This is a genomic window from Marinitenerispora sediminis (assembly GCF_003336425.1).
Classification (GTDB): domain Bacteria; phylum Actinomycetota; class Actinomycetes; order Streptosporangiales; family Streptosporangiaceae; genus Marinitenerispora; species Marinitenerispora sediminis.
In genome coordinates this window covers 1-14148 of sequence record NZ_QEIO01000063.1, presented here as the reverse complement: position 1 = coordinate 14148, position 14148 = coordinate 1, and the positions used below count along the sequence as shown (strand labels likewise).

The following is a 14148-nucleotide window of genomic DNA, read 5'->3' as shown; positions in this document are numbered from 1 at the left end:
CGGCTCCCGCCCGACGGTGGAGCCGCTGACCGTCACCCGCCCCCCTGGCAGGGAGCCGGTACGGTCTTCGCAGGTCACGCGTCCGATCGGACCAGCGGGGCGTCCGAGCGGCGCGGCCAGCGCGGGTGCTCATCGTCGATGACGTAGTCGTGCGTGTGCGCGCGTCCGCCGTCCGCGCCGGAACGCGCGTCCACAAGGTGTGGATGACCGGGCGCGAGGTTGCGGTGCACGTGCGCCACCCGGACCGGATCACCGCTCGGCCACAGCAGCGCGGCCGCCGCACCCGCCGCCAGGGCCGCCGCGCCCAGGACCGCCAGCGTCACCGGCATGCCCGCCGTGACCCCCAGCCAGCCCGCGACCGGATACCCCGCCAGGAAGCCGGCGTGCGAGAGCGAGAACTGCGCCGCGAACAGCGCCGGCCGGTCCGCCGCGCCGGCCGACCGGCGCAGCAGCCGGGATGAGGGGGTCAGGACCAGCGAGGTGCCCGCGCCCAGCAGCGTCCACGCCGCGAGCAGCACCCACCAGCCCGTCGCCGCGGGCGCCAGGGCCAGTGCGGCCGCCGATCCGCCCAGCACCGCCGCGAGCAGGAACCCGGCCGGCAGCATCACCGCGCGATCCCCCACCCGGTCGAGGACGCGCGGCAGCAGCAGCGCGACCACCATGGACCCCGCGCCGTAGCAGCCGAGGGCCACCGCGACGTCGGACTCGGAACGGCCCAGCTGCTCGCGGACGATCACCACCGTGTTCACCAGCACCATGGACGTCGCCGCCGCGACCGCCAGGTTCATCGCCAGCAGCGCGCGCAGCCGCGGCGTCGCCGCGAAGATCCGCATGCCGAGCGTGGTCCGCCGCAGCACGGGCTCCCGTCGGGAGGCCGGCGCGGGCTTCGGCAGCAGCACGGAGACCACCAGCAGCGCCGACGCGGCGAACCCGACCGCGGTGCCCGCGAACAGCTGCTGGTAGCCGACGACGGTCAGCAGCGCGGCAGCCAGCATCGGGCTGAACAGGCTCTCCAGGTCGTAGGCGAGCCGCGAGAGCGAGAGGGCGCGGGTGTAGTCCCGCTCGTCCGGCAGGACGTCGGGAATGGTGGCCTGGAAGGTCGGGGTGAAGGCGGCGGAGGCGGCCTGGAGGACGAAGATCAGCAGGTACACCTGCCACACGGCGTCGACGAACGGCAGGCAGACCGCGACGCCGCCGCGCACGAGGTCGAGCGCCACCAGCATGGCCCGGCGCGGCACCCGCCCGGCGGCCGCTCCCGCGAAGGGGGAGATGGCGACATAGGCGACCATCTTGATCGTCAACGCGGTGCCGACGACGGCGCCCGCGGACCCGCCCGCGATGTCGAACGCGAGCAGCCCGAGCGCGACGGTCGCGAGCCCGGTACCCACGAGGGCGACGACCTGCGCGGCGAACAGGTGGCGGTAGGCGCGGTGGCGGAGGACGCCGGGGATCGACATGCGCACCAACATATACCTCATGTGCATACGTGTGCACATGTGGGTCATTGTTTGGGGGCATTGTTCGGCTGTGGACATGGAACCGGCCCTGTCCCGGGGCTACGGAGGTGGGACAGGGCCGGCAGTGTGGTGGTTGGTGGGGCGAGGTCTCAGACGTGTGCAGTTCGGGGGCGTTGCCGGTCTCGGGGGCCGGGTCATGCGGCCACCTGGGGGCCGCGGTCGCTGGTCGCGGGTGTCGGGGCGGGCGCGGTGCTGAGGGTGAGGCAGAGGCAGCCGCGGCCGCTACCGGGGATGTACATCCAGTAGCGGGTGAGTTCGTGGATGAGGTACAGGCCCCGGCCGCCTTCGGCGACGGAGTCGGCGGCGTGTTCACTGACGCGGGGGCGGTCGTCGGGCTTGAGGGGGCCCTGGTCCTGGACGTCGATGTAGAGGGAGGCGCCGAGGGTGAGGGTGTAGAGCCGCAGGACCACGGTCCCGCCGGGGTCGCCGGAGTGCGTGTGGCGCAGCGCGTTCGTCACCGCTTCGGAGACGCAGAGCTGGGCGGTGTCGACCACGGGTGCGGGATAGTGGCCGGCGAGTGTCGCGGTGGTGAGGGCACGGGCGGTGCGCACACCGGCGGGGGTGCCGGGCAGGACGTGCTCGGTGTTGATCGCGAAGGTGTTCCCGCGCATCAGGCGGCCACCGCACTCAGGTGCGCCCGGCGCGGCTGCCAGGCGGGCCGGGGCTGGACGAAGGCGGCGAGCTGGCGGGCGGCGGACTCGACATCGTCGGCGGGGACTTGGGCGCCGGGCCAGAGGAAGACCCAGCCAGTGGGGGACTGGGCGACGACGACGGCGACGCGGCGGCCGTGCGCGGCGAGGTGGAGGATCGGGGACTGCGCGTGGGAGACGGAGAGGAGGGCGCGGAGGCCGCGCATCTGCAACGCCGAAGCCAGGGCGGTGAGGTGGTCGCGGCGACGACTACTTACTGTAGCGAGACTTGTGTGGATCGTGACGACAGAAGGCATGGCTGCCCCCAACATGGGTGAGTTACTCAAGGGAGAAGTCGATAATCGCGGTCCGTGACGAGTCGGGGACCGTTAGTCTCACCATAGATATGGTTCTCGATTAATGGAAGCGCTTCAATTGAATTGAATCGCTGAATCTTCTTCGCAAATGGTGCAACAAGGGATGGGCTGGGATCAGCTGATCTCCCAGCAGAGGAGGTGGGGGATGTCCCCGAAGCTCGGATCGACCGTTCGCGCGCGACGACTCCGTAACGAACTCAAGCGCCTGCGTAATCACGCCGGGCTGAGCACTGATCAAGCAGGCGAACGTGCTGGCATGTCCGGTCCGACGATCAGCCGAATCGAGACGGGCAAGCGTGGCGTCACTGCGGACGAGACCGAGCGCCTGCTTGAGGTGTACGGAGTGCCGTTGACCCGACAACGCGAACTGCTCGCTCTGGCTGAGGATTCGGAGGAACTGGGCTGGTGGCAGGCATACGCCGGGCGGCTCACCAGTGGTGCTCAGACGGAGATCGCTCTGGAGGAAGAGGCGTCGAGGATCATCAACTTCGAGCCGACACTGATTCCTGGGCTGTTGCAGACAGCGGAGTACGCCCGCGAGATCATTCAGGTCTGCAACTTCGATGACAGCCCTCGGGATACGGAAGCCAAGGTGGCGGCACGGATGGCGCGACAGGCCGTCCTCACCCGCCCGAACGCCCCAGAGCTGCACGTGATCCTTGATGAAGCCGCGCTGCGGCGTTTCCGGGACCCCGAGATGATGGCCCGCCAGCTGCGACAAGTTATCGAAGCTGCGTCACGCCCCAACATCACGGTGCAGGTGGTGCCGTTTTCGGCCGGTCTTCATCCCAGTGCAGACAGTTCGTTCGTGATTCACGAGTTTGGTGACGACCCCGTCATCGTCGCAGTTGAGGGAAAGACATCTGATCTCTTCATCGAGGAAGCCAGGGACGTAGCCGTCTATCAGGAAACCGCGCGACGACTGTGCCGGATAGCGTTGTCCCCGTCGGATTCGCTGGAGCTGATCGGCCGCGTTACCAAGGAGCTGTCGTGAAGGACGTACCCCTGTCCTGGCGCAAGTCGAGCTACAGCGCTGGCAACGTGAACTGCGTGGAGTGCGCCAGCGCGCCATGGAGGACCTCCAGCTACAGCTCCGGCGCCGACAACTGCGTCCAGTATGGCCAGCCCTCCCCCACCGTCGCCCTGCGCGACTCCAAGTACCCCCACCACGGCCACCTCACCCTCCCTCCGGCCGAGTGGTCCGCCTTCCTCGCTGCCGCGAAGCACGGGGAGCTGTAACCCGCCCCTCACTCCCGTCTCACACAGCAGGCGGACCGCCCGGAGGCCCGGGCGGTCCCGTTGGACGGTGACCGGCGCGCCGTCCGATGGTCCTTCCACTCCTCATCCCAGATGAGTGGTGATCTCCTCGCGTAGCTCACCGAGGACGGTCCGGACCTGCGTGGTCGCGGCCCGCACGGCCTCGTGGCCGGGGTCGGCGGTGTGGCCCACGAGCAGCCCCACGGCGTCGGCCAGGACCTGGTCGGAGGAGGACTCGATCGCGGGGCCGGCGAACCAGGCAACCGTCTCGGTGGCCATGAAGCCGACCAGCAGTGCGTGCAGCGCGTAGGACTGCTCGTTCAGTGGCCGGTCGACGCGGACCAGGCCGTGCTCGCGCAAGATCCCGAGCACGTCGGTGCACAGGGCCGAGGGGGCGGCCCGAGCCAGGACCGAGCCGCTCGCGCTGTGGTGGGCCATCAGCCGCAGCGCGTCCTCGTCGCCGGAGTGCAGGCGCCGGGCCAGGGCCCGGTTGAGCATGTTGCGCAGGATCAGGGCGCACAGCCGCCCGGGGCGTACCAGCTCCGGGTCCGCGCTCAGTGCTCGGTCGATCTCGTCCAGTGCGGTGAGGACCTCCCGGCCGAACAGCGCCACGATCAGGTCTTCCTTGGTGGCCCAGTACAGGTAGACGGTGCCCTTGCCCACCCCGGCGGCGCGTGCGATCTCGGCGATGGTGACCTTGCGGATGCCGTGTTCGAGTAAGAGCTCGCGGGCGGCGCTCAGGATCCGGAATGCCTTCGGCGAGTCGTGCTCGAACGGCTGGGGCACGGGTTCTTCCTTCCGGAGTGACGGGTGGGGCGCTTATGGAGCGGCGATGTCTACGGTCTTCATCTTGAAGTCCTTGCTGTTGGACATCTGCTTCTTCAGGACCGGGCCGATCAGCGGCGCGTTCCGCAACCGCATGAACACGCTTCTCTGGAGCTGTTGGGCACGGTCCTGGGGCGTGAACAGCTGGCGCATCTGGACCCCGCTCCGGAGCTGGTGGGAGATGAAGGGCGACAGCCGCTTCTGCCAGGCGTCCAGGGCACGGGGCAGGTCACCGGAGTGCCTCTGGAGCATGGTACCGAGCAGATCGGCGCCGGCCATGGCGGTGGACGCGCCCATACCCGAGTACAGGGTCAGGCACCAGGCGGCGTCGCCCAGCAGCACCACGCGGTTGTGGTGCCACTGCTTCATCCGCACCTGGTGGACGGAGTCGAACAGGAAGTCCTCGGCCTGCTCGAACTGGGTCATCAGGTGACCCAGGATCGGACCGGGGGCCTGGGGGCCGTAGGCGGCGCGCACCGAGTCGATGGGCGCACGGGTGAACTCGGCGTCGATGTCCTCGGTGCGCCAGGAGAAGAGCAGGCTCGGGGCGTGGTTGGTGAAGGCGAAGACCCAGGCCGAGCGGCCCGGTTCGGCCAGGGTCAGCCCGTCCTGGGGCCGGAACCCGGGGACCTGCTCGCTCATCAGGCTGACCGCGATCATGTAGTTCAGGGCGTGCAGGTGGTTGGCGTCGGGGCCGAAGACCAGGCGGCGCACGGTCGAACGCATGCCGTCGGCACCCACGACCAGGTCGAAGTCCTCGGTGGTCTCGGTGCCTGCGGCGGTGTCGCGCAACGTGACGTGCGCGGCGTCGGCGTCCTGGGCGATGTGGACGGGGACGGTGCTGTACCGGACCTCCAGGTCCTCGGGCAGGGCCTGGAAGAGGGCCCCCTCGATGTCACCACGCAACGCCGTGCGGGGGTTACCGGGCAGTTCGCCGTACTGGATGCCCTTGCTCCGGTTTCCGGCGCGGTCGACCTCGTAGGCCACAGCCTCGGGGGAGCTGCGGTCGCCGATCTTCTCCAGCACGCCCAGGCGCCCGGCCGTGGCCACGCCGGTGGCGAACACGCCGACGAAGTAGCCTCCCGCGCGCCGCGCGGGGGCGCGTTCGACCACCACCGGCTCCCAACCGATCTGGCGCAGCCGCAAGGCCGCGGCGGTCCCCGCGATGCCCAGTCCCACCACAAGTGCACGCGGTTTGCGGCCCGTGTCCCTCATGTCGATACGTCCCTTCGCTGGAGCGGTCATTTCGAACATAGGACAGACTGACCATTTTGGCCATTTGGTCAGTCGGTGGCATGGGTCACGGTAACCGCTGACGCGTACGCCCTGCCGCCGACCTTCGGGGCGGCCTGTGGCGGGGGCCTCGATCGCGACCACCGCCAGCCGGTTCCGGGTCCCGGCAGTCGGGCCGTGGATCGCGACGGCAGGAGGAAGACGGCGTCGGCGTCGACGGGATACGGTCCGCACCGTGACGTGGTGCGGAGACAACCAGGAATGCCCGGTCGCGGCGTGGACGCCGCAGTGCACGGCCGATGCTCCCCGGCGGGACCTCGCCGTCGACGAGCTCGGCGATCTCCTGCGGTCGGCCGGACTCGCCCAGGAGGCCGCCGAAGGGCTGACGTCGTGCCTGGTGCGACTGGCGGTCACCGACCAGGACGACACCGTGCGGGAGTCCGCCCTGAACGCCCTGTCCGAAGCGCTCCTCCAGTACGAGCTGCCGTATGCCCTGGTCAAGCCGTTGGCGGAGCACATCGACGGGTTCAGGCCGGTACTGGTCGGCTACGTGCTCTTCGTCCTGTCATCGACCCGTGCACCTGCCGCCCGGCCGGTCATCGAACGCTTCTTGGAGCACCCCGACGCCTCGCTCCGGGAGGAGGCGGCGGCCGCGATGGACGAACTCGGCGGCCGGTAGCCCCTCGGGCCGCAACACCGTGGCCACGGTTCGTCCCCACGCGCGTGGGGCGCACGGTCGCTGCGCTGCCGCGGAGCTGACCGCGCACCGGGAGGCCCGTCCCGTACGCACGCTCGTGGTCTGCGGGCGGGCCGCACCCGCGGCGAGTGGGACGTCGATCACCGCACGCTTTGGGTGAGACGGAACCGGCGCGACGTTCAACCCGGCATCTCCGCAGGTTGGCAGGTCGACTTGGGCGAGACGAGACATCGGCTCAGTGTAGGTGGCGCGCCCCTGGACCGGACGGCTATTCGCCCCCACCCACGTCGCTGGTCCCGTCTTCGTCGCCGGGCCCCCCTTTCCTCTTCCCTCTTGATTCGGCGGCCGCGGCGATCCCGAGGACGACCAGAAGCAGGACGAAGGGCCACGGCCCGGTCTCCTCCATGACCGCAAACACGAGGAAGAGCACGACGAGCATCCCGGCCGCGGCCAAGGCATAGAGCCGAAAGAACTCCTTGTCCATGACAGGACCTCCGACCATCAAGGGGAGCACCACGCTACGCACCGACGGCCGCACGGCGCAGAAGTGTCCCCACCCGGCCGCGTCCGGGAGGCCGCCGAGGAGCGGGCCCGGGAGCGCCAGGCCCGGTAGGGCGCCGGCGGCGCCCCGCTCCACTCCGGGCGCTGATCCGGTTTGCAGATCACAAACGGAGCCCCGCCCGATGGGCGGGGCCCCTGCTGTGCCCCCTGCGGGGTGCGGCCGCGCGCAGCGGCCCATGGTCCTCCCCGGATGCCGCCCGCTGGCGTCGGCGCCAGGCCGACCGCAGACCTGTGGATGACCGGCGGTCGCCGCGGGGGTTCATCCCCACGCGTGTGGGGCGGACGGCGGGCTGCTCGCATCGCGGGCAGTCGTGCCCGGTTCATCCCCACGCGTGTGGGGCGGACAAGGGAATCCGACCATGAGCCACCACCTGTGGCGGTTCATCCCCACGCGTGTGGGGCGGACGGAACCGGCCCGGGACGAACGTCCCGAGCCGCCGGTTCATCCCCACGCGTGTGGGGCGGACAAGCCGTCGCGTCCTGCCATGGGTCAGTTCTCCGGTTCATCCCCACGCGTGTGGGGCGGACGCCGGCCCCTGCCCCGGTCCGGGTCGAGGACATCGGTTCATCCCCACGCGTGTGGGGCGGACACCTACACCATCCGGTGCGTGCTCACCACCTGCGGTTCATCCCCACGCGTGTGGGGCGGACCGGCCGGGTCTTCCCCGAGCTGGTCGGCCGCACGGTTCATCCCCACGCGTGTGGGGCGGACGGGGACTCCCCGCCACCGCCCGCAGCAGCCGCGGTTCATCCCCACGCGTGTGGGGCGGACCCGTTCGTGTTCACGTGGAAGGAACGGGTGGACGGTTCATCCCCACGCGTGTGGGGCGGACCCTCCAGCAGAAGATCAAGGCGACGAGGACGGCGGTTCATCCCCACGCGTGTGGGGCGGACTTCGTGCTGCACATCTGGTCGAAGTACCGCGGCGGTTCATCCCCACGCGTGTGGGGCGGACACTTTGCGACCTGCGATGGAGCGCGTCCGTTACCAAAACGCGACCGTATTCCATCCCGTCGCAAAGGACTTTGGAACCGCTTCACTACCCTACGTCATCGCAGTCATGTCCATCCGACAGGAGCCGTCGTGCTGCTGAGGTGATGCCTCGGGCGAGCCCGATGGGGCGGGGCGTGGATGGAGGGCGGAGCTGCCCTGCCATCCTGCGTCGGCGGTTTGTCGGGCACTCGCATCTCCACGGCCATGGATCGCCTGATCCACGAGGACGGTCACCGAGCCACGACCGGAGGGCCCCTTAAGCTGGCCCCGTGACACCGAAAGGCAGGCAGGGGCCGGCGTTGCGGGCGGACGCCGCGCGTAACCGTGCCCGGGTGTTGCAGGTCGCCCGAGAACAGCTGGCCGCCGGTGACGACTCGCTGCAACTCAACGCCATCGCCCGGCTCGCCGGCGTGGGAGTCGGGACGGTGTACCGGCATTTCCCTAACCGTCACGCGCTGTGGGAGGCGCTGTCGGCCGACCGGTTCCAGAAGCTGGTCGAGGAGGCGCAGGCGGCGGCCGATGACGAGGACGCCCTCGCGGGTCTGCACCGCCTGCTGCGATTCACCCTGGTACACGCATTGCGGGACACCGGGTTCGCCGCGGTGCTCGAATCCGCCAGCGACAACGAGCCGCAGACGTCGGAGCTGAAGGCCGAGCTCGACCGCTCCGTCGCGCACCTGCTCGACCGCGCGCGCCGGAGCGGCGCCATCCGGCGCGACGTCGAGGCCGATGACGTGCGCCGCCTGCTCTGCGGTATCGAGCACGCCGTGCGCTCCGGCGGCAATGGCCCGGAGCGGACCGAGGTCTACCTCGACATCCTCCTTGAGGGCCTTCGGCCTCCTCGCTGACACCCCCTCGGCGTGCGGCGTAAACGTCGTTGACCGCCTCCCCTCGCCCCCCTAATCGGATAGTCATCCGCTTGTGCTAGCGTGCACTCCCAGATCGGATAGTTATCCGGTTAACGCCGCGGCAGAGGGGCAGCGCACATGGAACAGCGGGCGGTAGTGACGGCAGGCACCGGAGGAATCGGCCTGGAGACCGCGATGGGGCTGGCGGAACGCGGGCTCGCCGTCACCGTGGTCGGCCGTGACGCCGACCGCGGTGCCCGCGCGGTCGAGCGGATCGCCACGGTCGCGACCGGAGGTGAACCGCGGTTCCTGGCGGCCGACCTCGCATCGCTGGGCGACGTCCGGGCCCTCGCCGCCCGACTGGCCACCGAGGGGCCGCTGAAGGTCCTCGTCAACAACGTGGGCGCGATGTTCCCGGACCGGCGGGAGACCGTGGACGGGATCGAGGCGACGTTCGTCCTCAACCACCTCTCGCCCTACCTGCTGACCGAACTCCTCCTCGACCAGCTCCGCGCCGGAGGGCCGAGCCGGATCGTCAACGTCAGTTCCGGAGCGATCCGGGCCGCCAGGCGCTCCTTCGACGCCGTCGAACCGCCCGGCGGCTACTACGGCTTCCACTGGTACGGCCGGGCCAAGCTCGCCAACCTCGCCTACACCCTGCACCTGGCGGAACGCCTGCGCGGCAGCGGCGTCACGGTCCTCGCGGCCGACCCCGGCGGTGCCCTCACCGACATGACCGACGGCACCATGCGCTCTCCGAAGATCGTCGCGCCACCACTGCGCCTGCTGTGGCCGTTGGTCCGCCGGATGTTCGAACGCTCCACGGCCGGTCCCGCCTCCGTGGCCGCTCGGCCGTCCATCGTTGCCGCGACCGACGCCGCACTGGACGGGCGGTCCGGCCTGCTCATCGGCCCCCGGGCCATCCCCGTCCCCGTCTTCCGCGGCAGTACCGACCCGCGGACGGTTGACGACGTGCTCAGGCTCAGTCGGGAGTTGGCGCCCCTGGCATAGGCCCGACGACGGCACCGAGTGGAGCGCGCCGCCGTCACTCGGGCCAGTCGGAGTTCGTGATGACCTCCACGAAGTCGCCGCGCCTGAACCCGGGGACGAAGTGGGCCAGCACGTCCGCCTTGACGTTGCCGAAGGTGGTCTGCGGACGATCCTTGATGCCGTCGGTGAAGGCGGCGAGGATCCGGTTCTTGAAGTCCGGTCGCGGGTGCGCCGCCACCACGGCCGCGCGCTGTTCGTCGGAGACCGCGTAGTAGCCGATGCCCAGCACGTCCAGCTCCACACCGCGGGTGACCAAGGCGATCTCGGGGGCCATGTGCAACGGGATCTCGGGAGTGGTGTGCAGGGCAATGGCCGTCCAGACCCGGTCGGCCGGCTCGTCCGTGATGCCGTGCCGGTGCAGGAAGCGACGTGCCTCGTCGGCCCCGTCGATCTCGAACCGCTGGTCCGTACGCCGGAAACGCCGGGTCAGCCCCAGGTCATGGAACATCGCCGCCACGTACAGCAGCTCCGGATCGAAGTCCAGCTTCCGCTCCTGGCCACGCAGCGCCCCGAACAGGAACACCCGCCGCGAGTGGTCGAACAGGAGCGGCGAAGCGGCATCGCGCACCAGGTCGGTCGCCTCGCGCGCCAGGGCGCTGTCAGGGATCCGGACGCCCGCGATCGTCGTGCTCACGGCATGTCCCCTTCCTCGGCGCTCAGCCGCGCGTAGCGGTTACCCGTTGTGGAGCCATGGCCCATGACGTTGACCGGATGTCGCGGTACTGGGACGCGAGGGCGGCCTTCAACGGCCCGCTAGGCCTTGGGCGTGAACTGCGAGAGTTCGTAGATCCCGAGGGACTTCTCGATGCCGGCGACCTCCTCGACCATGTCCTTGAAGCCATTGGCACCGAAGCGGCGGTGCTCCTCCTCTTCGAAGATGTCACCCAGCTCGTTGAACTCCTTGGCGGACACCACCTCCCGGAGCGCGGGGAAGACGACGGTGTCCTCGCGGGCCTCGTGCGGCTCGTACATCCGGATGAACGCCGCCATGTCCTTGCGCAGGCCGCCGGGGTCGAGGCGGTACGACGTCGTGCCGTCGCCGGTCATGTCCAGTATTCGACGGGTGATCTCGCGACCGCGGTCGTGCTGGGTGACCAGGACGTCGACCGTGCGGACCAGCCGACCGGCCTCGCGGAGCCGGGGGAAGACGTACTGCTCCTCCAACTCCTCGTGGTGCTCCTCGATGAACCGCCGGATGATCTGCGCCGAACGGTGCAGTTCCTGGGCGGGGACCTGGTCGCCGATGTCGATCCGCCGGATCACCTCGCGGTAGACCAGCAGGACGCGTTTGAGGACGCCGTGCTCCTGCATCAGGTCCTCCGGTGGCGTGACCGGTACCTCCGTCCCGCTGGACGCGGCTTGTGCCTCCGCCCCGACCAGGCCGGGGGCTCCGGCAACGGCACCGGCCGCCACGGCGGCCGACAGGCCGAGCAGGTCACGCCGTGGCACGGCCGTACCGTCGGGCTGGGGCATGGGGTCCATCGTCGTCTCCTCGCGAGAAGTCCATGAGCACGGAAATGTGGTCTTCCCGTGAAGAGGTGAAGGGACGCGTGGGCGCGCGTCATGCTCGGGTACGGAATCGGCAGTTGCCGGTGGAGCGCGTGGCCGCCTCCGATGGAGAGGCGGCGGGGTGGATGCGAAGGAGTCGGGCACCGGTCGATCGACGGTGACTCCGGTCGGTCGTTCGCCGCGACACGGGGTGGCGTTGGCGGTGCGACGTCCAACGGCTGCCGCGAGATCCGTGGACGCACTGCCAAGACATCGGAAACACCCGGCCATCCCCTCGGCGCCACCGCTGGTCGGTGCGAAAAGTTGACGGAACCTGTCATGAATGACAGGCACGCTCCGGTCGTCCAGTGAGACCGACCAAGGAACGAGCCATGTCCTCCTCGATCGTGTTCATCGTCTATGTCAACGACGCCCCCGAGGCGGCCCGCTTCTACGCGGACCTTCTCGACATCAAGCCCAGCTTCGAAACTCCCCGGTACATCGCCTTCGAGCTTGGCGACGGCGCGGATCTCGCGCTCTGGAGCGGCCAGACCGACGTTCTGACGCCAGCGGTGCCCCGCACCAGCGAGGTCTGCCTCGCACTCCCCGGTGGACCCGACTCGATCGACCGCCAGTTCGAGCGATGGGTGGCGAAGGGGGTCCGAGTGGTCAGCGAGCCGCACGAGGAGGTGTTCGGCCGCACCTTCGTCGTCGCGGACCCTGACGGAAACCTGATCCGGGTAGCCCCCGTCGACTGAGGACGGGCCGCTGTGACCCGTCGCGACGCGCCCGCCCTCTCATGGATGGCGAGAGAGGCCGCGCGCGAGGCCGCCCTGCTGGGAGCACCGCCTTCTTCATGAGGTGAGGGGCCCGGCTCCGTGCTCGTCACGGGGCCGGACCCCATCCGAACTCAGCCCGCCGTTGCCCCGCCGTTGATCCCCACCTCGAAGGGACCGTAGGCCGGGCGCACGGCGGCCGTGATCCCGAGGTCGTTGTGGCGGCCCCCGAGCCAGAGCAGGGCTTCGCGGAGAGCGGCCGTGGCCTGCGGCTCCGCACCGCTCAAAGCCGTCTCCACCAGCGGCGAGAGCACGGTGGAGGCAGCCAGGCGGCCGAACGCGGCACCGAACCACTTGTCGTAGGGCCAGTAGCGGCGCTCCTGGAGGAACGCCAGCTCCATGGCCAAGCGGCAGAGCTTCGCCGTCAGCAGCCGAACGCCGATCATGTCGCCCGTCTCCACGCACCGCCCACGCAGGGGCTCGGTGTTGCCGATCAGATGCCAGCCGCTGAGCATGAGCCACGCCCACACATCACCGGGGTACCAGGCCAGCAGCCGCCGGACACGGGTCAGCTCCCCGTCATCGTCGCGAAAGACCCGTCCCGCCGTCAGGTGCAGGAGCCGCTGCTGGGGCATCCCGAGCCAGGCGGCGCTGTCCATCCCGCCCCTCGGGTCCAGGCCCAGGACCTGGACGATCCAATCCGTCAGGGGCATGACCCGGACGTGGTGCGTGACGGTTCCGGCCGCCAGGGAGTACCAGGCGGTGGCGAACCCATCGAAGTCCGGTGGCAGACCTTTTCGGACGCGGGATTGGACCGCCTCGACGTGTTCCGGCTTCAGGAGGATCTGCACCTGCGGACCCCATTCGTGGTCCTGCGATCGGGGGGTGTCGAAGCCAAGCACCTCCGACCCCTCGCCCAGCAGGCACGCCGCATGGGGGACCTCGATCAGCGGGGCCACGGCCCGGTGGTAGAACGCCTCCGCCAAGTCGAGCCCCGGTACGAATCCGTCACCCATGCGCGCCAGGGTAGCCACGGGAACTCCCGCCGAGCCATCCTTTATCCCGCTGACCGAGGTGGGTGTCGCTTGCCCGAGTCCCGCGCGACCGGGGCGATGCCCGCAGGTGAGGCCAGGTGTCCGGCCTCCCGGTAACCGGTAACCGGAGAGGTCTCCGGCCAGGGCGATGAACTCCACGGCGACGGCCCCATCCCGGGGCATGGACTGGATGATCGCGCCGCGCTCGTCCGGGCCCGGAGCCTCGGTGCTCTCCGGGTCGGTCTTCTTGAGCCGCTGGTCCAGGTCCCAGATCTGCCGCCCGGATCCGCGGCCGTCTCTCGGCGGCCCGCCTCTCGCCCGGCAGAGCGGTGGTCTGCGACTGAGCCGCCTCGACGGCCTTCTGGGCGAAGCGGGTGGCGTTGCGGACGTCCTGCCTGGCCAGCCACGCACTCAGCCGCGTCACTCCGCAGCCAGCGAGACGGCTCCGCCACCCTGCGTCATCGCCGCCGTCCCTTCCCCGCCTACCATGAGGGCATGACCACCGGCGACCTCACCGCACCTGCGAGCCTTTCGCATGAAGGCCCGCCAGGCCCCGAGCAGCTCGCGGTCGCCGCCAGCGTGTTCCGACTGCTCTCCGACCCCACCCGCCTGCATCTCCTCTGGACGCTCGCGCACGGCGAGGTCGATGTCACCACGCTCACCGAGGCCAGCGGCGCCTCCCGGACCGCCGTCAGCCAGCACCTCGCCAAGCTGCGCCTGGCGGGGCTGGTCGAGGCGCGCAAGGAGAGCCGGCGTTCCGTCTACCGGCTGCGTGACGGACACCTGCGGCGGCTCGTGCTGGAAGCACTGAACCACGCAGACCACACCGTCACCGGCGAACCCCCGCACGCCTGACCTCGCCC

16 protein-coding genes and 1 CRISPR repeat array are annotated in these 14148 nt (G+C 70.1%); of the genes, 7 read left to right on the top strand and 9 right to left on the bottom strand.

Features of this window, described 5'->3' with window-relative positions; genetic code table 11:
• Positions 1–74 precede the first annotated feature (74 nt).
• The 3 genes from DEF28_RS13975 to DEF28_RS13965 form a co-directional block, all read right to left on the bottom strand.
• Positions 75–1457: an MFS transporter gene (locus DEF28_RS13975; protein ID WP_309485809.1), complete on the bottom strand. Its 1383-nt coding sequence runs from the start codon at positions 1455–1457 to the stop codon at positions 75–77.
• 194 nt (positions 1458–1651) lie between these two features.
• Complete coding sequence (locus DEF28_RS13970) at positions 1652–2128, bottom strand: ATP-binding protein (RefSeq protein ID WP_114397773.1); 477 nt, start codon at positions 2126–2128, stop codon at positions 1652–1654.
• Positions 2128–2463: a hypothetical protein gene (locus DEF28_RS13965; protein WP_147280115.1), complete on the bottom strand. Its 336-nt coding sequence runs from the start codon at positions 2461–2463 to the stop codon at positions 2128–2130. The genes DEF28_RS13970 and DEF28_RS13965 overlap by 1 nt, the downstream gene beginning before the upstream one ends.
• Before the next feature lie 205 nt (positions 2464–2668).
• Here DEF28_RS13965 and DEF28_RS13960 point away from each other — a divergent pair, with 205 nt between their 5' ends.
• On the top strand, positions 2669–3517 hold the full coding sequence (locus DEF28_RS13960; RefSeq protein ID WP_158562827.1) for a helix-turn-helix domain-containing protein: 849 nt from the start codon (positions 2669–2671) through the stop codon (positions 3515–3517).
• Entirely contained in the window at positions 3514–3762 is a 249-nt protein-coding gene (locus DEF28_RS13955) for a DUF397 domain-containing protein (protein ID WP_114397770.1), read from the top strand. Before DEF28_RS13960 ends, DEF28_RS13955 begins: the two co-directional genes overlap by 4 nt.
• A 102-nt stretch (positions 3763–3864) precedes the next feature.
• Here the strand turns inward: DEF28_RS13955 and DEF28_RS13950 are convergent, their stop codons facing one another.
• Positions 3865–4566 carry a TetR/AcrR family transcriptional regulator gene (locus DEF28_RS13950; RefSeq protein WP_114397769.1) on the bottom strand — a complete coding sequence of 234 codons (702 nt, stop codon included), beginning with the start codon at positions 4564–4566 and terminating at the stop codon, positions 3865–3867.
• 33 nt (positions 4567–4599) lie between these two features.
• The gene (locus DEF28_RS13945; RefSeq protein WP_114397768.1) at positions 4600–5820 is read right to left on the bottom strand and encodes an FAD-dependent monooxygenase; all 1221 of its coding nucleotides are present in this window, start codon (positions 5818–5820) and stop codon (positions 4600–4602) included.
• Positions 5821–6073: 253 nt separating this feature from the next.
• Here DEF28_RS13945 and DEF28_RS13940 point away from each other — a divergent pair, with 253 nt between their 5' ends.
• Positions 6074–6517, top strand: a complete 444-nt coding sequence (locus tag DEF28_RS13940; RefSeq protein ID WP_181874290.1) for a HEAT repeat domain-containing protein — start codon at positions 6074–6076, stop codon at positions 6515–6517.
• A gap of 286 nt (positions 6518–6803) precedes the next feature.
• Here DEF28_RS13940 and DEF28_RS27290 read toward each other — a convergent pair whose 3' ends face one another.
• Positions 6804–7019: a hypothetical protein gene (locus DEF28_RS27290; protein ID WP_147280114.1), complete on the bottom strand. Its 216-nt coding sequence runs from the start codon at positions 7017–7019 to the stop codon at positions 6804–6806.
• 332 nt (positions 7020–7351) lie between these two features.
• A CRISPR array of direct repeats spans positions 7352–8051; the repeat unit is 29 nt; unit sequence CGGTTCATCCCCACGCGTGTGGGGCGGAC.
• Positions 8052–8358: 307 nt separating this feature from the next.
• Between DEF28_RS27290 and DEF28_RS13930 the strand changes: the two genes are divergently transcribed.
• Positions 8359–8937, top strand: a complete 579-nt coding sequence (locus tag DEF28_RS13930) for a TetR/AcrR family transcriptional regulator (RefSeq protein ID WP_199493285.1) — start codon at positions 8359–8361, stop codon at positions 8935–8937.
• A 156-nt stretch (positions 8938–9093) separates the two neighbouring features.
• Positions 9094–9948, top strand: coding sequence for an SDR family NAD(P)-dependent oxidoreductase (locus tag DEF28_RS13925; protein ID WP_199493283.1), 855 nt, complete (start codon positions 9094–9096; stop codon positions 9946–9948).
• A 34-nt stretch (positions 9949–9982) separates the two neighbouring features.
• On the opposite strand, the gene DEF28_RS13920 is transcribed toward DEF28_RS13925, so the two are convergent.
• Complete coding sequence (locus DEF28_RS13920; protein WP_114397764.1) at positions 9983–10621, bottom strand: HD domain-containing protein; 639 nt, start codon at positions 10619–10621, stop codon at positions 9983–9985.
• Between the two features lie 119 nt (positions 10622–10740).
• Positions 10741–11436 (bottom strand): hemerythrin domain-containing protein, encoded by a 696-nt coding sequence (locus DEF28_RS13915; RefSeq protein WP_233515292.1) that lies wholly within the window; start codon positions 11434–11436, stop codon positions 10741–10743.
• 431 nt (positions 11437–11867) lie between these two features.
• Between DEF28_RS13915 and DEF28_RS13910 the strand changes: the two genes are divergently transcribed.
• Positions 11868–12233 (top strand): VOC family protein, encoded by a 366-nt coding sequence (locus DEF28_RS13910; RefSeq protein ID WP_114397762.1) that lies wholly within the window; start codon positions 11868–11870, stop codon positions 12231–12233.
• Between the two features lie 152 nt (positions 12234–12385).
• Here the strand turns inward: DEF28_RS13910 and DEF28_RS13905 are convergent, their stop codons facing one another.
• Positions 12386–13267 (bottom strand): DUF4037 domain-containing protein, encoded by an 882-nt coding sequence (locus tag DEF28_RS13905; protein ID WP_147280113.1) that lies wholly within the window; start codon positions 13265–13267, stop codon positions 12386–12388.
• 513 nt (positions 13268–13780) lie between these two features.
• On the opposite strand from DEF28_RS13905, the gene DEF28_RS13900 reads away from it, so the two are divergent.
• Positions 13781–14140, top strand: a complete 360-nt coding sequence (locus DEF28_RS13900) for an ArsR/SmtB family transcription factor (RefSeq protein ID WP_114397760.1) — start codon at positions 13781–13783, stop codon at positions 14138–14140.
• Positions 14141–14148: the final 8 nt, after the last annotated feature.

Coding starts and splice junctions, on each gene's coding strand:
- DEF28_RS13960 (WP_158562827.1), top strand. CDS start 2,669: ATGTCCCCGAAGCTCGGATCGACCGTTCGCGCGCGACGACTCCGTAAC.
- DEF28_RS13965 (WP_147280115.1), bottom strand. CDS start 2,463: ATGCCTTCTGTCGTCACGATCCACACAAGTCTCGCTACAGTAAGTAGT.
- DEF28_RS13970 (WP_114397773.1), bottom strand. CDS start 2,128: ATGCGCGGGAACACCTTCGCGATCAACACCGAGCACGTCCTGCCCGGC.
- DEF28_RS27290 (WP_147280114.1), bottom strand. CDS start 7,019: ATGGACAAGGAGTTCTTTCGGCTCTATGCCTTGGCCGCGGCCGGGATG.
- DEF28_RS13900 (WP_114397760.1), top strand. CDS start 13,781: ATGACCACCGGCGACCTCACCGCACCTGCGAGCCTTTCGCATGAAGGC.
- DEF28_RS13945 (WP_114397768.1), bottom strand. CDS start 5,820: ATGAGGGACACGGGCCGCAAACCGCGTGCACTTGTGGTGGGACTGGGC.
- DEF28_RS13910 (WP_114397762.1), top strand. CDS start 11,868: ATGTCCTCCTCGATCGTGTTCATCGTCTATGTCAACGACGCCCCCGAG.
- DEF28_RS13905 (WP_147280113.1), bottom strand. CDS start 13,267: ATGGGTGACGGATTCGTACCGGGGCTCGACTTGGCGGAGGCGTTCTAC.
- DEF28_RS13975 (WP_309485809.1), bottom strand. CDS start 1,457: ATGTCGATCCCCGGCGTCCTCCGCCACCGCGCCTACCGCCACCTGTTC.